Here is a 19,127-nt window from a genome sequence, read left to right on the forward strand (position 1 = left end):
GGGTTGGAGAGTTGCTCTGACGTCCCGACGATGCCGCGCTCCTTTCGCCAATAAAATGGAATTGTATTGCACTCACGATTCGATAACTTCGAACAATGAATCTTTTGGATCCCGAGCTGCTGCGCACCTTCCTGGCCGTCGCCGACGGCGGATCGCTCGCCCGTGCGGCGACCATCGTCGGGCGCTCGCCGTCCGCCGTGACGGCCCAGATGCAGCGGCTGGAGCAGTCCGTCGGCCTGGCGCTGCTGGCGCCGGCCGGCCGCGGCCGCACCCTGACGCTCGCCGGCGAGGAGCTGGTCGGCCACGCCCGGCGCATCCTCGAGGCGCACCGCCACGCCGTGCTCAGCCTGCGCGGCGCGGCGGCCGGCGGTCGTCTCGCCATCGCGGCGACCCAGGACTTCGCGGCGCGCGGCCTGCCCGATCTCCTGCGCCTTTTCGCCCGCACCCATCCGCGCCTGCAGACGGAGCTGCGCATCGGCCGCACCGGCGAGCTCTCCGCCGCCTTCGCGGCCGGCGCGATCGATGTGATGGTGGCGATGCGGGGCGACCCCACCGCCGACGAGGTCGGCGTCATCCGCGAGCCGATGATCTGGCTCGCCGCCGCGGGCGGGCTGGCGACGGCGCCCGAGGCCGTGCCGCTGGCGCTGCTCGATCCGCCCTGCGGGTTCCGGGCCGCTGCGCTGGCGGCGCTCGACCGGGCGGGGCGTCCGTACCGGATCGCCGCGACCAGCCAGAGCCTCGCCGGCCTCGCGGCGGCGGTCGCCGCCGGCCTCGCCGTGACGCTGCGGACCGCGCGCTTCACCGACGGCGGCATCGGACCCGCCGATCCGGCGCTCGGGTTGCCGGACGCCGGCGAGGCGGTGTTTTCGGTGCGGCTCCGCCCGGACGCCGCGCCGGCGGCGGTCGACCTCGCCGCCCTCATGCACGAGACGCTCGCGGCCTGACGTTTCGTCGCCGACGACGCTGCGCCGCCGAGCCATGCAGGGCGGGCGTGTGCGACATGCCGATGCAGGCCGGAGCCGACGGCCGCGCAGGCCGGCTCCGCGCAGAACGGCGGACCGCGTGAAATGGCAACATGATACGGGAGCGCGGGCCGATCACCGGCGCGGCACGGCCGGGTCGGACCGAACATTTGCGCCGCAAAATCAGGCAGGTGCTTAGATTCTGGACGGGCCTCTCGATTGACAATGCTTCGGGCAGTGTCCCTAATCGTGTGCACTCGACAGCTTGCGAGCCTCGCAAGCCGCGTCATCCGGGGCATGCGGCACACCGCATGTCGGTCGCGCCCGGCCTTTCACGGCGAGCGGCGCTGGCGGGATGGCAAGGATGCGCGGATCGTCGAGCCGGGTGAAACGCACGTCCATACACGCCGCCAGATCCAGTCACGTCGTCACGTCGGAAACCCCGTCGCCGCAACGCCCGCAATTTGCCGATCGCCGTCGCCCGCCCTAATCGCCACCCGGTGTCGCCACCCGACATCCGCCAGAGGATGAGGTCTCCATGCTTGCTTTCGCGCGCCCGTATGCCGTTCTCGCCTGCCTCGCCGGCACGGCCGCCGTCGCGCTCGGCGCCGCCCCGGCGCGCGCCGAGGACAAGGTCACCATGCTCACGAGCTGGTATGCCCAGGCCGAGCACGGCGGCTTCTATCAGGCGGTCGCCACCGGCATCTACAAGAAGCACGGGCTCGACGTGACGATCCGGATGGGCGGACCGCAGGTCAACGGCATGCAGATCCTCGGCGCCGGCCAGACCGAGTTCCTGATGAGCTACGACTTCTCGGTCTACAAGGCGCTGGAGCAGGGCGTCCCGGCCGTCACGGTCGCGACCTCGTTCCAGTCCGACCTGCAGGGCCTGATGACCCATCCGGACGTGAAGAGCCTCGCCGACCTGAAGGGCAAGACCATCTACGTCGCCACCGCCGGCCGCTCCAACTGGTGGCCGTGGATGAAGACCAAGTTCGGCTACACGGACGACCAGACCCGCACCTACACGTTCAACCTGCAGCCCTTCCTGGCGGATCCGAACGCCGCCATGCAGGCCTACATGTCGTCGGAGCCGTTCGCCGCGCAGCAGAGCGGCGCCAAGGTCAACTTCTTCCTCTTCGCCAACGACGGCTATCCGCCCTACGGCACCACGATCGTCACGCTGAAGAAGATCGCCGACGAGAAGCCCGACATGGTGCAGCGCTTCGTCAAGGCGTCGATGGAGGGCTGGAAGAGCTATCTGTACGGCGATCCGTCGCCCGCGAACGCGCTCATCAAGAAGGACAACCCGAAGATGAGCGACGAGCAGATCGCCTATGCGATCGGCAAGCTGCGCGAGAGCAAGGTGCTGGTCGGCGGTGACGCCGCGACCCAGGGCATCGGCATCATGACCGACGCGCGCTGGAAGGCGACCTACGACTTCATGGTGAAGGAGAAGCTCCTGAAGCCCGAGGTCGACATGAAGTCCGCCTACACGCTGAACTTCGTGAAAGACCTCAAGATCATGCCGTGAGCCGACGGCGGGCGGCCGCACCGCTCGCACGGCCGATCTGCGAGGACACCTCGCGCGGGCGGGTCCGCGGCTCCCGCGGGCCCGTCGCAACCGGAAACCGCTTCATGACCACCGTTCAGGCCCTGCGAGCCGACGTGACCGACGCAACGCCCGCCCCCGCCGGCCCGCCCGCCATCGAGGTGCTGGGCGCCGACAAGGTGTTCAGCACCGGCGTGCGGGCGCTGACGCCGATCGACCTCACCGTGAACCAAGGCGAGTTCATCACGCTGCTCGGCCCGTCGGGTTGCGGAAAGTCGACGCTCCTGAAGATGGTCGCGAACCTGATCGAGCCGACCTCGGGCGGCCTGATGTGGTGGGGCCGCGACTACGATCACGTCGGCGAGCCGGGCAAGAAGCTCGTCTTCGTGTTCCAGGATCCGACCCTGATGCCGTGGTCGCGGGTGCGCGCCAATGTGCGCCTGCCGCTCGATCTCGCTGGCGTGCCGAAGGCGGAGGCGAACAGCCGCGTCGATCGCGCGCTCGCCATGGTGGGGCTGGAGAAATTCGACGCGAGCTATCCGCGCCAGCTCTCTGGTGGCATGCAGATGCGCGTCTCGATCGCCCGCGCGCTCGTCACCGAGCCGAACCTGCTGCTGATGGACGAGCCGTTCGGCGCGCTCGACGAGATCACCCGCAACAAGCTCGACCAGGATCTGCTCGACCTGTGGTTCGAGAAGAAGCTCACCGTGGTGTTCGTCACCCACTCGATCTACGAGTCGGTGTTCCTCTCCACCCGCGTCGTCGTGATGGCGGCGCGGCCCGGCCGCGTGCTGCGCGAGGTCGTCATCGACGAGCCCTATCCGCGCGACGACGCCTGGCGAGTGTCGCAGAAGTTCGCGGCCTATGCGCGCGACCTGCAGGTCCTGCTCGCCGAGGCGAGCCGCGCCGGCGCGTCGCATCCGTGAGACGCGTGACACCCAGTTCCGTCATGCCCGCGCTCGCCGCGGGCATCCACGTCTTGCACCCGACCCGAGGGGAAGAGCGTGGATGGCCGGGACGAGCCCGGCCATGACAAGCCTGTACGTTCGGCCCCCGTTTACGACGTGTTTTCATTTCGACTGAGGCCCACCATGGCACTCGATCCCAACAACAAGACCCTCGGCGTCGTCCTGCCCGTGCTGGTCGGCATCGTCATGCTCGTCGTCTGGCAGGGCGCCGTCTGGTGGTTCCAGGTGCCCAAGTATCTGGTTCCGTCGCCGATCCTGGTCGCCCAGACGCTGTGGGACCAGGGGCCGATGCTGCTCGCCTCGCTGCTCGTCACGCTCAAGGTGACGTTCATGGCGTTCTTCTTCGCCGTCGTGATCGGCACGCTGATCGCGTTCGCGTTCGCGCAGAGCAAGCTGATCGAGATGTCGTTCTTCCCCTACGCGGTGCTCCTCCAGGTCACGCCCGTCGTCGCCATCGCGCCGCTGATCATCATCTGGGTGAAGGAGCCGACCGCCGCGCTCGTCGTCTGCGCCACCATCGTGGCGCTGTTCCCGATCATCTCCAACACCATCTTGGGACTTCGCAGCGTCAACCCCGGTCTCCTCAATCTGTTCAGGATGAACAAGGCGACGCGGCTGCAGGAGCTAGTGCGGCTGCGCATCCCGAGCGCCGCGCCCTACTTCTTCGGCGGCCTGCGCATCTCCTCCGGCCTCGCACTGATCGGCGCCGTGGTCGCCGAGTTCGTCGCCGGCACGGGCGGCACCTCGGCCGGGCTCGCCTACCAGATCCTCCAGGCCGGCTTCCAGCTCGACATCCCGCTCCTGTTCGCGGCGCTGCTGCTGATCACGCTGACCGGCGTCGCGCTCTTCCTCCTCATGGTCACGCTCTCCAAGCTGGCGCTCGGCGACTGGCACGAGAGCGAGCTCGTTCCGGAGACCTGATGGACCTCGTCATCCGCAACGCCACCGCGATCATGACCGGTGGCGCCGGGGCGGCCGCCCGCGCGGCCGGTCCCGACATCCGCCTGCGCGGCAGCCGCATCGCGGCGATCGGCGCGCTCGCGCCGGAGCCCGGCGAGCGCGTGCTCGACGCCACCGACTGCGTGATCTATCCGGGCTGGATCAACACCCATCATCACCTGTTCCAGTCGCTGATGAAGGGGATTCCCGCCGGCATCGACCTGCAGCTCGCGCCGTGGCTCTCGGCCGTGCCGGTCGCCTATCGGCGCTTCGTCGACGCCGAGACGCTGCGCATCGCCGCGACGGTCGGGATCGCCGAGCTGGTGCTGTCGGGCTGCACCACGATCGCCGACCATCACTACGCCTACTGGCCCGGCATGGGCTTCGACGGCTCGGCCCTGCTGTTCGAGCTGGCGGAACAATTCGGCGTGCGCTTCGTGCTGATGCGCGGCGGCGCCACCAAGGTGCGCGAGATCGACCTGAACCCGCCGCCGGAGGCGCGGCCCGAGACGCTCGACGACATGCTGGCGAGCGTGTCGCACGACGTCGGCCGCTTCCATCAGGCCGGCGGCGACGCGATGCGCAAGGTGATCCTCGCGCCGACCACGCCGACCTGGTCCGTGCACGCGCACGAGCTCCCCGAGTTCGCGGCGGCGGCGCGAAAAATGGGAATCGGGCTGCACAGCCATCTCTCCGAGTCGCTCGACTACGTGCATTTCTGCCGCGACGTGCACGGCTGCACGCCGCTCGAGTTCGTCCAGCGGCACGACTGGCTCGGGCCCGACGTGTTCTTCGCCCATCTCTGCCACATGCAGCCGGAGGAGATCCGGCTGATGGCCGAGACCGGCACCGGCATGGCGCACTGCCCGCAGTCGAACTGCCGGCTCGGCTCCGGCATCGCGCCGGCCCCCGCGCTGGCGCGGCTCGGCGGCCGCGTCTCGCTCGGCGTCGACGGCGCAGGATCGAACGAAGCCGCCGACATGGTCAACGAGAGCCACATGGCGTGGCTCGTCCACCGCGCCCGCGACGGCGCCGCGAGCGTCACGGTCGAGGACGTGATCAGATGGGGCACGGCCGGCGGCGCGACCGTGCTCGGCCTCTCGCAGACCGGCACGCTGGCGCCCGGCATGGCGGCGGATCTCGTCGTCTACTCGCTCGACCACCCGCGCTACGCCGGCCTGCACGATCCCGCCATCGCACCCGTGGCCGGCGGCGGCCAGGCCCACGTGAAATGGGGGTTCTGCAACGGCCGCCTGATCGTCGAGGACGGCCGCATTCCCGGGCTCGATCTGCCGGGCCTGCTCGCCGAGGCGCGGCGGGCGGTGAGCCGGATGGTGATCTGACGACTTCGTCATGGCCGGGACAAGCCCACGGCTGTCCGGTTCATGTATAGGCCGGGTCGAGGGTGAGTCGACGGGAGTCGATCGGGGGAGATCGCTCTATCTGCTGCATGCGGGTCACGTCCTTGCGACGCATGAGGTTGGCGCGCAGAAGGAGAGCGAGCGTCTTTCTGGCCGTGCTCGACATTGGTCATCGTTGGCAGCAGGTGCAGAACCAGTCGCCGATCAAGCAAACCATGAGCCGGACAGCCGTGGGCTCGTCCCGGCCATGGTTTCCGCTGCCGTCGACCCACACTCCGCTCATTCCCGCGAAGGCGGGACTCCAGAGCCACACATCGGGGGCCCCCGGTGCGGCGCCGCGGTCACACTCGTTCGCCGGATTGTGAACGGAACGTAAAGACGGCTGGCGCGGCGGACGATGCCTCGCCTAGTCTTCCGGTGGGGACACGGATCTGGGTTCGCAGGGGTTTGCGAGGCTATGCGTACCGTGGCGATTCTGCTGGTGGTCGGCCTGGGCCTCGGGCTCGCCGGCTGCTCGAAATGCGATATTCCGACCTGGGGCTACGCTGCCTGCCGCAGTGGACCGCCGGTGCGATGATCGCAGCCGGCGCGGCCTAACGGCGCGCCCGGATGCTACTGGCTCGCCCAGACGATGCGGGCGACCCACAGCACCTCCTCGGCGGCGAGCACGCGGTCCTGGTGCTCGGGATTGAGCGAGCGCAGCTCGAGCGTCTTGGCCGTCTTGCGGCGCAGCTCCTTGGCCATCACCTCGCCCTCGCGGGTCTTCACCACCACGCGGTCGCCGCGCCGGATCGGCGCCAGCGGCGACACGATGATCACGGTGCCGTCCCGGTAGGCCGGCTGCATCGAGTCGCCCGAGATCTCCAGCGCGTAGGCGTGCTCGTCCTCGACGGCCGGGAACGGGATCTCGTCCCAGCCCTTGCCGACCGGAAAGCCGCCGTCGTCGAAATAGCCGCCCGTGCCGGCCTCGGCGAAGCCGATCAGCGGCACGGCCTGCTCGGCATTGCTGCCGTCGTCGGTGATCAGCTTGACGAAGTCGTCGATCGTCACGCCGGTCGCGGCGAGCGACTTCGCCACCGACTCGGTCGACGGCCAGCGGGCGCGGCCGTCCGGGGTGATGCGCTTCGACTTGTTGAAGGTGGTCGGATCGAGGCCGGCGCGCTTGGCGAGCCCGGACGCGGACAGGCCGGCGCGCGCCGCCAGCCGGTCGATCGCCGTCCAGATCTGGGCATGGGTCAGCATGGGACCTCCTGCGGAACGCCGGGGCCACGGTGGATTCGCGCCAGTATAGGAATTTTAGCCTGGGTCTGCCAAGCGGAATGCGCACGGGGCGCCGCAGGGCCGACCGGCGACGCCGGGTGGCGGCCCGGGAGCGGCCTCAGCGGCCGCCCTTGCCGAGCCGGATGATCAGCCAGATCGGGATCACCAGCACGGCGCCGAGCAGGAAGTAGCGCCACAGCCAGACCACGGCGTCGAAGCCCATGTCCCAGACGCTGCGCAAGAGCCGCTCGATCGAGTGGATGATGTTGAGCGGATCGAGGCCGACCGCGGACAGGACGACGCCGACCAGGATCGACAGGAGGACGAGCCGCACGGCGACCGCACCGGGCGAGCCGCCGAGAAACCGTTCGAGGTTGCCGGAAGAGCGTTGCTGCATGCCGTTCCCGTCGGTGCCGTTCGCGTAATGGATCGGCCGCCGTTCCGGATCCCGCATCGTCATGCCGTGCCCTCGGGTGCCGCTGTTCGGCCGGCACCATAGCACAGACGATGGCGGCAGCGGGGCGAGCTCGCCCGCGCCCCGCTGCCGGGGGCGCCGCCACCGCCGGGCGCCGCGGCTCGGCACTGCATGCTCGATACTCTTTCGTGGAGCCGTGCCCTACGTCGGGAGCTTGCGGTTCCAGCGTTCCCTCCCCCCCTGTGGGGGAGGGACAGGGAGGGGGGTACACCACGAACTCGGAGTTCGGGGCTCACCCCCCTCTCCACCTCTCCCCCACAAGGGGGGAGAGAGCAGGCCGTGCCGTGCTGACGGTTCGTCGCTCAGATCAACGCGTCCCGGTTCAGCTCGTCGCCCACGGATCGTAGGTGCCGACGTTCCACAGATGCCCTTCGGGATCGCGGAACGAGACGCCGCGGCCGCCGTGGCTCTCGTCGCGCAGCGGCATCACGATCTCGGCCCCATGCGCGACCGCGCGGGCATGCACGGCGTCCGCGTCGGCGACCACCACATAGGGGCTCTGGCTGCACCCGCCGAGCGCCGCCGGCGTCGACTGCAGCTTTCCGAAGTCGTCGTCGCGGGCGGTGCCGAGCATCACCATGCCGCCGCCGAGCGTGAGCTGGGCATGGGCGATGCCGCCCGCTCCGTCCTCGTAGACGGCGTGGCGCGTGAAGCCGAGGACGGCGCACAGCCAGTCGATCATGGCGGGCGCGTCGCGATAGCGCAGCGCCGGGACGACGGTGCTCGGGGTGGTCGGACGGGTCATCGCATCTCTCCGATCAGCCGAACCGCACCGCATAGACGGGCGGCAGCGTGTGGCTGACGCAGGTCCAGCGGTCCCCCTGGTCCTCGCTCACCCACAGGCCGCCCGTGGTCGAGCCGAAGGCGAGGCGCTCGCCCGCATCGTCGAGCGCCAGGGCATGGCGGTAGACGACGTCGTAGGCGTGCTGTTGCGGGAGGCCCTCGGTCAGCACGTCGAACGAGCGGCCGCCGTCGCGGGTGCGGGTGACGACCAGGCGGCCGTCGCAGGGGATCCGCTTCTCGTCCTTGATCTCCGGCACGAACCACGCGGTGTCCGGCTCCTGCGGATGCACCGCGACCGCAAATCCGAAAGTCGACGGGCCGGCTTTCTCGATCTCGGAGAAGCGGCGGCCGCCGTCGGAGGAGACGAAGATGCCGTTGTGATGCTGCACCCACATGCGCTCCGGCGCGGCCCGGCACTGCACCAGGCAATGGACGTCCTGGCCGAGCGGCTCGTGCGCCTGCTCGGGCGGGGCGTACTCGGCCCGCATGCCCTCGCCGCGCAGCGTCCAGGTGTCGCCGCCGTCCTCGGTCGCCCACACCCCGCCTGTCGACACCGCGATCGAGACGTGGCGGGAGTTGCGCGGATCGACGCAGATCGAATGCAGGCCGGGAAGATCCGCGCCGCCGCCCATCCATTTCTGCCGCAGCGGATGATCCCACAGCGACCGCACCAGCGACCAGCTGGCGCCGTGGTCGGTCGACTTGAACAGGCCTCCCGGCAGGGTGCCGCACCACAGCGTGCCGGGCTCGTCGGCGCCGCCCGGCGCCAGCGCCCAGATCCGCACCGTGCTCCACGGCAGCGGCCGGCCCCACATGTCCAGCTCCTCGTGGCCCTCCGGCTTCTCCGGATAGGTCGGCGTCGCGATCTCGGTGTAGCCACCACCCGGGAGCGCGGCGTGCAGCTTGACGCCGAAATGACCGTGATCGAGCGCCGCGTAGCGGCGGCCGTCGCGCGGATCCGTCATCGCGAGCGTCACGTTGTCGCCGAGGAACGCCACGTCGGCGATCTCCCACCCGCCGCCGTTCCGGGTCACCGTGAACAGGCCTTTTCGCGTGGACACGAGAATCACGTCGTTCATCTGATCAGCCTCCGGAGAGCGCCTGGAAGACATGGATGGTGCTCGCCGGGCCGACCGGCTCGGCGAGCCGCGCGCGGTCGCGCACCAAGGTGCCGTCGACGAACACGCTCATGTGGCGACGCAGCGCGCCCTGATCGTCGAGCACGTAGCCGCGCGCCTGCGGGTTCTCCGCGAACACCGCCTCCAGCGCCTCGCGGACCGTGGACCCGGAGACCTCGATCTCCGGGCAGGCGACGTGGCGCTGGATGTTCTGCGTGAAGACGACGCGGGGCATGGCCTAGGCAGCCGCACCCGCTTCGGCCGGCGCCGTCTGCACATGCGCCGGGTCCATCCACATGATCTCCCAGGTGTGGCCGTCGAGATCGTCGAACGCCCGGTAGTACATGAAGCCGTAGTCGCTCGCCGGACGCGGCTCGGCGGCGCCGGCCTTGACGGCGGTGTCGACCAGGGCGTCGACCTTCTCGCGGCTCTCCGTCGACAGCGCGATCAGCACCTCCTTGGTCCGGTGTCCATCGGCGATCGCCTTGTCGGTGAACTGCCGGAACTTGTCGTGAGTCAGCAGCATCGCGTAAATGGTGTCGGAGATGACCAGGCAGGCCGCCGTGTCGTCGGTGAACTGCGGGTTGAACGTCCAGCCGAGCGTCTCGAAAAACCGCATCGACCGCGGCAGATCGGCGACCGGGAGATTGAGGAAGACCATGGTGCTCATCGGGGGGTCCTTTGCGAGATTATGATCAGGTCCGGCGGGGTGCCTCGCTCGTGCCCCGGACAAGGCGCGTCGGGCCAACGGCCCGCTGCACCGCAGAGCCGGAGCCCAGGAGCCGCACGACGGACGGTTCGCCGAGCGCATCGTCCCGTCGCCCCTGGGTCCCGGGTCACGGCGCGGTGCGCCGCGCCCGGGACACGGACGCCGTCCGCTGCGAAGCCTGCCCTCACCCGCCGGTCTGCTCGCGGATGCGCTCCTGCATGCGCGCCTCGCGGTCACGCAGCTCGGGCGTGAAGGCCTCGCCGAAATCCTCCATCTCGTAGACCTGGCGGATCTCGACCTCGCTCACCTCGTCGTGCGGGTTGGGGCAGCGCTTCAACCACGCGACCGCCTCCTCCATCGAGGCGACGTTCCACAGCCAGTACCCGGCGACCAGCTCCTTGGTCTCGGCGAAGGGGCCGTCGATGACGGTGCGGCTCGCGCCGTCGAAGCGCACGCGCTTGCCCTTCGAGGTCGGATGCAGGCCCTCGCCGGCCAGCATGATGCCGGCCTCGACCAGCGCCTCGTTGTACTTGCCCATCGCCTCGAACAGCGCGGTGGACGGCATCTCGCCGGCTTCCGACGCCTTGCTGGCCTTGACCAGAACCATGACCTTCATGATGATCTTCCCTCTTTGTTTGGATGTCGGATCAGGCGTCGACCAGCACGTCGAAGCCGCCCCAGAACATCCGCTTGCCGTCGAACACCGGCTCGCGCTCGTGCCACTGCTTGATGCGCTCGTCCTCCATCACGGCCGCGTTGATGCGGTCGCGCTCGGCCCGCGAGGCGAAGACGATCCACGAGAAGATCACGGTCTCGTCCGGCTCGAGCTTGACGGCCTGCGGGAACGACGTGTGGGTGCCGGGCTTCACGTCCTCGGCGACGCATTCGACGAAGGCGAGCGCGCCGTGATCGCGCCACACCTCGCCGGCTGCGCGCGCCATCGCGCGATAGGCGTCGAGCTTCGCGGTCGGCACCGGCAGCACATAGCCGTCGACATACTTGCCCACCATCTCCATCGGGGGTCCTCCTCCTGTCTCGTCTCTCCGTCACGCCCTGAAGACGGACGGCGGAGTGCACCCCCGACAGTGACGCGAATCTTTTTTCGGTGGAGGTAATTTTCAGGACGACGTGGCAGTCGCCGGCTTCCCTCTTCGTCATGGCCGGGCTCGTCCCGGCCATCCACGATCTCGTCGCCGCGGTGCATAAAGGTCGTGGATGCCCGCGACGAGCGCGGGCATGACGGGCCGAGGGTCTGAAGGCGAGCGCGACGTCACGGCGTCGCGACGGTCTTCGCCGGCGCCGCGGCGAGGCGGTCGAGCTGGCGGCGAATGTGCGCGGCCTCGGCCGGCGAGTGGGCGAGCGCGATGGCGCGGTCGAAGGCGGTGCGCGCCTCGCCGGTGCGCCCGAGCGCGTCGAGCAGCGCGCCCTTCAGGCCGAAGAAGTAGAAGTAGCCGGCGAGATCCGCTTCCAGCGGCCCGATCACGGCGAGCGCCGCTTCGGCACCGCGCAGCTTCCAGGTCGCCACGGCGCGGTTCAGCGACACCACCGGCGAGGGCGTCAGCCGCTCGAGCACGCCGTAGAGAATCTCGATCTGAGCCCAGTCGGTCTCCTGCGGCCGCGCGGCGCGCGCGTGCAGGGCCGCGATCGCCGCCTGGATCTGATACGGGCCCGGAGCGCGATGCCGCATCGCCTTGTCGAGCAGCGCGAGCCCCTCGTCGATCAGCCGCCGGTCCCAGCGGCTGCGGTCCTGATCGTCGAGCAGCACGATGTCACCATCGGCGTCGAGCCGTGCCGCGGCGCGCGAATGCTGGAGCAGCATCAGCGCCGTCAGGCCCATGATCTCGGGCTCGGTCGGGAACAGGCGGAGCAGCAGGCGCGCCAGCCGGATCGCCTCGTCGCACAGGCCGTGGCGCACATGCGCCTCGCCGCCGCTCGCCGCATAGCCCTCGTTGAACAGGAGATAGAGGGTCGCCGCGACGGTCGCGACGCGGGCGGCGCGCTCCGGCGGGCTCGGCGCCTCGAACGGCACGTTCGCGCTCGCCACCCGTCGCTTGGCGCGGGTGATGCGCTGCTCCATGGCGGCCTCGCTGACGAGGAACGCCCGCGCGATCTCGCCGACCGACAGGCCCGAGACGATGCGCAGCGCCAGCGCGATCTGCTGGGTGGCCGGCAGGTCGGGATGGCAGCAGACGAACAGCAGTCTCAGAATGTCGTCGCGATAGTGGCTCTCGTCGAGCTCCTCGGCGAGCGCCGCCTCGGCGTCGTCGCGCTCGGACAAGACCTCCTCGTCGGGCAGCGGCGCCTCACGGCGCTTGCGCCGCACCGCATCGATCGCGGCGTTGCGGCCGACCATGATCAGCCACGCCGCGGCGTCGCGCGGCGGGCCGTTCCTCGGCCAGGTCTTGAGCGCGCGAAGCGACGCCTCCTGCAGCGCCTCCTCGGCGAGGTCGAGGTCCCGGAAGGCGCGGGTCAGCGCGGCGAGCGCCTGCGGCCGCGCCGCATGAAGGGTCGCGCCGATCCAGTCGACATCCATCAGGCGGTCGCCTTCTCGGGCGGCGCCGTGGCGGGATTGAACAGCGCGACGGGGCGCAGCTCGTAGGCGCCGCCCGGATTGGCCGCGCCGAGCTCGCGCGCGATCTCCAGCGCCTCGTCGAGCGACGCGCAATCGACGATGTAGAAGCCGAGGAGCTGCTCCTTCGTTTCGGCGAACGGGCCGTCGATCACGAGCGGCGGATCGCGATCCTTGCGCAGCGTCGTCGCCGCCGTGGTCGGCATCAGCCGCGCGACGGGGCCGAGCTTGCCCTGGCGGGCGAGCCGCTCCTGGATCGGCGCGAGGCGCGCCATCACGGCGTCGTCCTCCTCCTTGCTCCAGGAGCAGACGACGTCTTCCTGATGGTAGCAGAGAATGGCGTACAGCATCCGGGGGCTCCCTCCGTGATCCGAGGACGGCCGAGCCTAGCCGATCCCGACACGGGGACGGAAATTTCGGGAGTCCCTCGGGTGCGGCTCACCCCCCTCCCTGTCCCTCCCCCACAAGGGGGGAGGGAACGAAGGAGCCGAACCGCCCGGGAAAGAGCGGAGTGGCCTGACTAGAGCGACCTGGATTGCAGATTGATCAGATCTGCCGGCAACACGACGGGCATGCTCCCTCCCGCCTTGTGGGGGAGGGTTGGGGAGGGGGGTGAGCGGCGCTGCGACGTCGTGACGAACCAGCGATCGTCCTCACCCGCCCTTGCGCTTGCCGGTGCGCGCGGCGGCGGGGTCGAGGACACGGCCGCTGGAGGACGGCGTGGCCTCGGCGGCGTCGAGCATCGCCAGCAGCGTGTCGAGCCGGTCGGCCTCGCCGGGCGGCTTGTCGAAGCGCAGCCGGCTGATGCGCGGGAACCGCATCGCAATGCCGGAGCGGTGGCGGGTCGAGCGCTGCAGCCCCTCGAACGCCACCTCGAAGACGAGGCCCGTGTCCTGGTCGTGCACCACCTCGCGCACCGGGCCGAAGCGATCGACCGTGTTCGCCCGCACGAACCGGTCGATCGTCAGGAGCTCCTCGTCCGTGAAGCCGAAATAGGCCTTGCCGACGGGCACCAGCTCGTCGCCGGCCTCGCCCTCGCGCCACAGGCCGAACGTGTAGTCGGAGTAATAGGACGAGCGCCTGCCGTGGCCGCGCTGCGCGTACATCAGCACCGCGTCGACGATGAACGGGTCGCGCTTCCACTTCCACCAGAAGCCCTTGGGGCGGCCGGGCAGATAGGGCGCGTCGCGGCGCTTGAGCATCACGCCCTCGATCGCCTCGGCATCCGGCCCGGCGCCGACGTCTTGCGGAGCGGCACGCGCTCGCGCGAGTGCGTCCCAGTCGGCGAACGGGATCTCGGGCGAGAGATCGATGCGCGGCTCGGCGAGGCGTGAAATCAGATCGGCGAGGCGGGCACGCCGTTCGAGGAGCGGCTCGTCACGAAGATCCTCCTCGCCCTCGACCAGCAGATCGTAGGCGCGAAAATGCGCCGGAAACTCGCTGATCAGCTTGGCCGTGACGGCCTTGCGGTTCAGCCGCTGCTGCAGCACGTTGAACGACTGCACGCGCCCCGCGCGCACGATCAGCAGCTCGCCGTCGAGCGCGCCGGCGAAGTTCAAGACCTCGACCAGATCGGGAAACGACGCCGAGATATCCTCGCCGGTGCGCGAGAACAGGCGGGCGACGCGTCGTCCGTCCGGGCCGATGCCGGCGGCGGCCTGAACCCGGATGCCGTCCCATTTCCATTCGGCGACGAAGTCGCTCGGATCCAGGCTCTTGAAATCGTCTGCGCCGATGGGATGCGACAGCATCGGCGGACGGAAGCTCGCCGGGTCGTCGACCGCCGGCCGGTCTCCCCGCCCCTCCACCCAGGCGAACAGCTCCTCGTAAGGAGGCGCGAGGCCGGGCCAGAGAATCTCGATCTCGTCGGCCTCCTTGTCGCCGAGCGCCGCCACCGCGGTCTTGGCGAGCCGCGCCGACACGCCGATGCGCAAGCCACCGGTGACCAGCTTGAGGAGCGCCCAGCGCCCCGTCTCGTCGAGCCCGTCGAGCCAGTGTGCCAGCGTCCGCGGCAACTCCGCCTTGCCGAGTGTTTGGAGCGTCGTGATCACGTCGGCGAGCGAGGGGGTGGCGTTATCCTCACCTCTCCCGGATTGCGGCCGATATTCACCTCTCCCCGCGTGCGGGGAGAGGTCGACGTTCGCGCGATCAGCGCGGACGTCGGATGAGGGGGCGTCTCCGTATCCACGAGAGGCCCCCTCACCCGACTCGGACCTTCGGTCCGAGCCACCCTCTCCCTGCACGCGGGGAGAGGGAAGAGACGCGCTCGGCGGAGACGGCCACATCAGCGCGACCGTTTCTGACAGATCCCCCACGTAGTCGTAGGACATCTCGAACAGCACCGGGTCGGTGCGCTCGGCGATCAGGGTCCTGATCAGGCCAGGCTTGGCGTGCGGGAACGACAGCGCGCCGGTGAGGGCGGCGAGCGCGAAGCCGCGCTCGGGATCGGGCACGGTGCGGAAGTAGTCGGTCATCTGCCGCAGCTTGGCGGTGCGGCCCGGTTCGTAGGCGAGGCGGTCGATCAGGGCGGCAAAGCGGTTCATGCGGAGCCGCCCGCAGGCTCGCCCGCCGCCGTAGCGTTCTGATCAGAAACAGCGGCCGTCCCGTCCTGATCAGGAGCGGCGGTCGCCGATTCGATGATCTCCACCTCCTCCTCGTCGCCGTAGCCGACGAGATGCAGCGGCCGCGCGCGAAGCCCCTGCGTGCCGCACCAGTGCACCAGCGCCTCTTCGGCCCCGTGAGTGAGCCAGATTTCTTCAGCGCCGGTCGCCGGGATGACGCGGGTGAGGCCGTCCCAGTCGCAGTGGTCCGACACGACCAACGGCAGCTCGACGCCGCGCTGGCGCGCCCGCGCGCGGATGCGCATCCAGCCCGAGGCGAAGCAGGCGATCGGATCGGGGAATCGCCGCGACCAGCGGTCGCCGAGCGCCGAGGGCGGGCACAGCACGACGGCGCCGGCGAAGTCGCCCTTCGCCGCATCGCGCACGGGACGCAGATCGCCGAGATCCATGCGGCCCGCATAATAGGACGTGATCGCCTCGGCGGCGCCGTGCAGGTAGATCGGCCGTTCCCAGCCGGCGGCGCGCAGCAGCGCGATCAGCCGCTGCGCTTTTCCCAGCGTGTAGGCGCCGAGGAGATGCGTGCGCTCCGGAAACAGTCTCGTCGATCTGATCAGCTTTTCGACTTCGGCCGCGGCGCCGCCGTGGCGGAACACCGGCAGCCCGAACGTCGCCTCGCTGATGAAGACGTGACACGGCACCAGCGCGAACGGCGCACAGGTCGGGTCGTGAACATCCTTGTAGTCGCCGGAGGCGACGATCACGAGCCCGTCCTTCTCGACCCGGACTTGCGCGGAGCCCAGCACGTGGCCGGCCGGATGCAGGCTCACCGTCACGCCGTCGATCGTCAGGCCCTCGCCATACGGCACCGCCTGAACGGTCCCGGCGAAGTTTTCGCCGTAGCGCAGCCGCATCAGGTCGAGCGTCTCGGCCGTCGCCAGCACGGCGCCGTGGCCCGCACGCGCGTGATCGGAATGCGCGTGCGTGATCACGGCGCGCGCCACCGGCCGCAGCGGATCGATGTGGAAGCCGCCCGCCGGACAGCACAGCCCGGCCGGCGTCGGGACGAGCAGGCTCTCCGGACGCATTCTTGCAAGATAGGCATCTTGGGCGGCGATGCGAGGGGGCGGTGAACCATCTGGCCGCGTGTCCCGGGCGCGGCGCGACGCGCCGCGAACCGGGACCCAGGGCGACACGACCAGGCGCCCGCCAGAGCCGCCCCTGGGCCCCGGCTCTGCGGCACATCAGGCCTGCAGCCTGATGTGCCTTGTCCGGGCACGCGGCCGATCCGGAACCTCACCTCACATCCGCACCCACCACCTCGGACACATGCTTCACGCCGTCGCGCGCCAGCAGCTCTGCGAGGCCGCGGGTGATGCGCCGCACCACGCCGGGCCCCTGGTAGACGAGCGCGGTGAGGAGCGCGACCAGCGAGGCACCTTTTCGGATCTTGGCGTAGACGTCTTCTGCCGACGACACGCCGCCGGAGGCGAACAGCGCGTAGCGGCCGCGGTCCATGCGGCGGAAGCACTCGACCAGGCAGTCGTCGAGCAGCGCCGCCGACGGCGGACCCGAGACGGCGCCGGGCCAGCCTCTCCACACCGCCTCGGGCGTGACGAGGCCGTCGCGCCGTCCGCTCGGCAAGTTGAACATGAAGCCGGAGATCTTCCGGTGCCGGCCCGTGACCTCCAGCAGCCGCTCGATCATGGCGACGCCGCCGAGCGGCGACACCTTCAGGAACGACGGGCGGACCGCATAGGGGGTCTCGTCGAGCGCCGTCAGCCAGGCGTCGAGCCGGCCCGGATCGGCGAAGAAGTCGCAGCCGTCGGTGGTGTTCGGACAGCTCAGGTTGAACATCAGGTAGTCGGCGGCCGGCGCCAGCACCCGTGCGGCGTGCATGTACTCGGCGATCAGCGAGTCGTCGGCGATCGGCGGCGCGCCGTGCCCCCGGTTGGTGGCGACGATGTTGATGCCGAGCGGCACCGGCAGCCGCGTTCCGGCGAGCCGGTGCGCCACCGCCGCGGCACCCTCGTTCGGCACCCCGTAGGCGACGACCAGCGCCCGATCGGCCGGCAGGCGAAACAGCCGCGGCGGCGGGTTGCCGGCCGACGGCTCGGCCGACACCGAGCCGATCTCGACGAAGCCGAAGCCGAGCCCGGCGAGCGCCGCCACGGCCTCGCCGTTTTTGTCGAAGCCGGCCGAGAGGCCGACGGGGCTCGGAAACCGCAAGCCACCGACATCGACCGCGAGCCGCGGATCGTCGACGGCCGTCACGGCCCGCATCAGCGGGGCGACGACGCCGGCGCGGGCGCCGGCCGCCATGGCGAGATGGTGGGCGCGCTCCGGATCGAGACGGAACAGCGCGGGACGCAGGAGCGTGTAGAGGGACATGACGGGTCGCCCGGCCAGGAGGAGCGACCGTAGCGCCGCGGCCGGCGGCGGGGAATGCGCCCGGCCGCAGGGCTGCCGCTCAGCCCTCGCGCGGCCGGCGGCGCAGCCCGAGGACGAGCGCCGTGCGGGCCCGCCCGGCCTGGGTCTCGTGCACGGCCTCCTCGGCGATCTCCACGGCGAAGCCGGCCGCCGCGGCGGCACGCTCGACATAGGCGCGGCCGTGCACGAAGCAGCCGCCCTGGGCGAGGCCGTCGAGGCTGCCGACCGCGATGCCGTCCGCATCGTCGGGATTGGGGAACAGCGTCGCGACGAAGACGCCGCCGTCGCGCAGCGCCGCCGCGGCGGCCGCGAGCGGCGGGCCGAGATCACCGAAATGGATCAGCGTCGCGGCGCAGGCGATCGCGTCGTAGCGGGCCGGCCGCTCGGCCAGGGCCGCGACGAGATCGCCGCGCGCGAGCGTGTCGTAGAGGTCCTTCTCGCGCGCCCGCTCGAGCATCGGGGCGGAGAGGTCGATGCCGTCGAGCCGGCGCGCCCGGGATTTGACGAGCGCTCCGACCAGGCCGGTGCCGCAGCCGGCGTCGGCGATGTCGAGGGCGCCGTCCGGGACCATGCGCAGCAGCGCGTCGGCGACGAGGTCGGCGCCGCGATAGGCCTGCGGACCGGCGCCGGCGTCCCAGCGCGCCGCGCGGGCCGCGTAGATCGCCGCGATCTGGCCGTCGCCGGCGCGGGCCGGAAGCGGCGCGGCGCCGAGCCGGGCGAGCAGCAGGCCGATGCCGTCGCGATCCTCCGGATCCTGCGCCAGCACGGCCTCGAGGCAGGCGCGGGCCGGCTCCACGGCGCCGCAGCGGGCGAGCAGCACGCCGAGCAGGCGCAGCGGAAAACCGGGCTCCTGCGCGGCCCGCGCCGCGATCTCGGCGCAGCCGAGCGCGAGCGCGATCTCGCCGGCATCGACCAGCGCGAGGCCGAGCTGGATGCGGGTCTCGGCATGCGACGAGCGCAACACCGCGGCCTGCTGCAGATGGGCGATCGCCGCCGCGGTGTCGCCGAGCGTCGTCAGCGTCGAGCCGAGATTGAGATGCGCCTCGGCGAAGTCCGGCTTGGCGGCGATCGCCTGGCGGTAATGCGCGACCGCGGCCGCCGTGTCGCCCTGGCGCTTCAGCGCATTGCCGAGATTGTTGTGCACCTGAAAGGCGGTCGGCGCCGCGGCCAGCGCCGCGCGCAGATGCGTCACCGCCTCGTCGGTGCGGCCGAGCTCGGTCAGGACATTGGCGAGGTTGTTGTGGGCGATCGCCGAGTTCGGCGCGATCTCCAGCGCCTCGCGGTAGCGCTTCACCGCGGCCTCCAGCCGGCCCTGCTGCTTGAGCGCCGCGGCGGCGGCGCAGATCGCATCGGCGTTGCCCTGCTTGGCCGCCGCCCGGCGGTCGCGACGATTCATGGGCCGATTCATGGACGGACTCATGGGCCGATTCATGGAGGCCGGCT

The 19,127-nt window shown here is 70.6% G+C and carries 19 protein-coding genes; 5 read left to right on the forward strand and 14 right to left on the reverse strand.

Annotation, left to right across the window (positions count from 1 at the left end):
* The first annotated feature begins 95 nt into the window (after positions 1-95).
* From ABTU92_RS10490 to ABTU92_RS10510, 5 genes are all read left to right on the forward strand, one after another.
* A complete protein-coding gene (locus ABTU92_RS10490) occupies positions 96-944 on the forward strand; it encodes a LysR substrate-binding domain-containing protein (RefSeq protein WP_408090305.1) in 849 nt (282 codons plus the stop codon).
* Positions 945-1,500: 556 nt separating this feature from the next.
* On the forward strand, positions 1,501-2,496 hold the full coding sequence (locus tag ABTU92_RS10495; RefSeq protein ID WP_408090307.1) for an ABC transporter substrate-binding protein: 996 nt from the start codon (positions 1,501-1,503) through the stop codon (positions 2,494-2,496).
* A 104-nt stretch (positions 2,497-2,600) separates the two neighbouring features.
* Positions 2,601-3,440, forward strand: coding sequence for an ABC transporter ATP-binding protein (locus tag ABTU92_RS10500; protein WP_408090309.1), 840 nt, complete (start codon positions 2,601-2,603; stop codon positions 3,438-3,440).
* Between the two features lie 165 nt (positions 3,441-3,605).
* On the forward strand, positions 3,606-4,403 hold the full coding sequence (locus tag ABTU92_RS10505) for an ABC transporter permease (RefSeq protein ID WP_408090311.1): 798 nt from the start codon (positions 3,606-3,608) through the stop codon (positions 4,401-4,403).
* Positions 4,403-5,764: an amidohydrolase family protein gene (locus ABTU92_RS10510; RefSeq protein WP_408090313.1), complete on the forward strand. Its 1,362-nt coding sequence runs from the start codon at positions 4,403-4,405 to the stop codon at positions 5,762-5,764. Before ABTU92_RS10505 ends, ABTU92_RS10510 begins: the two co-directional genes overlap by 1 nt.
* A gap of 630 nt (positions 5,765-6,394) precedes the next feature.
* On the opposite strand, the gene ABTU92_RS10515 is transcribed toward ABTU92_RS10510, so the two are convergent.
* The 14 genes from ABTU92_RS10515 to ABTU92_RS10580 form a co-directional block, all read right to left on the reverse strand.
* A complete protein-coding gene (locus ABTU92_RS10515) occupies positions 6,395-7,024 on the reverse strand; it encodes a helix-turn-helix transcriptional regulator (protein ID WP_111358236.1) in 630 nt (209 codons plus the stop codon).
* A 136-nt stretch (positions 7,025-7,160) separates the two neighbouring features.
* A complete protein-coding gene (locus ABTU92_RS10520; RefSeq protein ID WP_408090436.1) occupies positions 7,161-7,439 on the reverse strand; it encodes a DUF6460 domain-containing protein in 279 nt (92 codons plus the stop codon).
* A gap of 400 nt (positions 7,440-7,839) precedes the next feature.
* Positions 7,840-8,262, reverse strand: a complete 423-nt coding sequence (locus ABTU92_RS10525; protein ID WP_408090315.1) for a VOC family protein — start codon at positions 8,260-8,262, stop codon at positions 7,840-7,842.
* A 13-nt stretch (positions 8,263-8,275) separates the two neighbouring features.
* Positions 8,276-9,379 carry an exo-alpha-sialidase gene (locus ABTU92_RS10530; RefSeq protein ID WP_408090317.1) on the reverse strand — a complete coding sequence of 368 codons (1,104 nt, stop codon included), beginning with the start codon at positions 9,377-9,379 and terminating at the stop codon, positions 8,276-8,278.
* A 4-nt stretch (positions 9,380-9,383) separates the two neighbouring features.
* Positions 9,384-9,653 carry a MoaD/ThiS family protein gene (locus ABTU92_RS10535; RefSeq protein ID WP_408090319.1) on the reverse strand — a complete coding sequence of 90 codons (270 nt, stop codon included), beginning with the start codon at positions 9,651-9,653 and terminating at the stop codon, positions 9,384-9,386.
* Between the two features lie 3 nt (positions 9,654-9,656).
* The gene (locus ABTU92_RS10540; protein ID WP_408090321.1) at positions 9,657-10,088 is read right to left on the reverse strand and encodes a VOC family protein; all 432 of its coding nucleotides are present in this window, start codon (positions 10,086-10,088) and stop codon (positions 9,657-9,659) included.
* A gap of 223 nt (positions 10,089-10,311) precedes the next feature.
* Entirely contained in the window at positions 10,312-10,743 is a 432-nt protein-coding gene (locus ABTU92_RS10545) for a YciI family protein (RefSeq protein ID WP_408090323.1), read from the reverse strand.
* 31 nt (positions 10,744-10,774) lie between these two features.
* Complete coding sequence (locus tag ABTU92_RS10550; RefSeq protein ID WP_408090324.1) at positions 10,775-11,143, reverse strand: DUF1428 domain-containing protein; 369 nt, start codon at positions 11,141-11,143, stop codon at positions 10,775-10,777.
* A gap of 254 nt (positions 11,144-11,397) precedes the next feature.
* Positions 11,398-12,663, reverse strand: coding sequence for an RNA polymerase sigma factor (locus ABTU92_RS10555; protein WP_408090438.1), 1,266 nt, complete (start codon positions 12,661-12,663; stop codon positions 11,398-11,400).
* Entirely contained in the window at positions 12,660-13,046 is a 387-nt protein-coding gene (locus ABTU92_RS10560; RefSeq protein ID WP_408090326.1) for a YciI family protein, read from the reverse strand. The genes ABTU92_RS10555 and ABTU92_RS10560 overlap by 4 nt, the downstream gene beginning before the upstream one ends.
* 303 nt (positions 13,047-13,349) lie before the next feature.
* The gene (locus ABTU92_RS10565; RefSeq protein WP_408090328.1) at positions 13,350-15,239 is read right to left on the reverse strand and encodes a cisplatin damage response ATP-dependent DNA ligase; all 1,890 of its coding nucleotides are present in this window, start codon (positions 15,237-15,239) and stop codon (positions 13,350-13,352) included.
* The gene (locus tag ABTU92_RS10570; protein ID WP_408090330.1) at positions 15,236-16,342 is read right to left on the reverse strand and encodes a ligase-associated DNA damage response exonuclease; all 1,107 of its coding nucleotides are present in this window, start codon (positions 16,340-16,342) and stop codon (positions 15,236-15,238) included. Before ABTU92_RS10570 ends, ABTU92_RS10565 begins: the two co-directional genes overlap by 4 nt.
* 208 nt (positions 16,343-16,550) lie before the next feature.
* Entirely contained in the window at positions 16,551-17,645 is a 1,095-nt protein-coding gene (locus tag ABTU92_RS10575; protein ID WP_408090332.1) for a quinone-dependent dihydroorotate dehydrogenase, read from the reverse strand.
* A gap of 79 nt (positions 17,646-17,724) precedes the next feature.
* Positions 17,725-19,080 carry a tetratricopeptide repeat protein gene (locus ABTU92_RS10580; protein ID WP_408090334.1) on the reverse strand — a complete coding sequence of 452 codons (1,356 nt, stop codon included), beginning with the start codon at positions 19,078-19,080 and terminating at the stop codon, positions 17,725-17,727.
* Positions 19,081-19,127 lie beyond the last annotated feature (47 nt).

This window comes from Rhodoplanes sp. SY1 (assembly GCF_046000175.1).
GTDB lineage: Bacteria > Pseudomonadota > Alphaproteobacteria > Rhizobiales > Xanthobacteraceae > Rhodoplanes.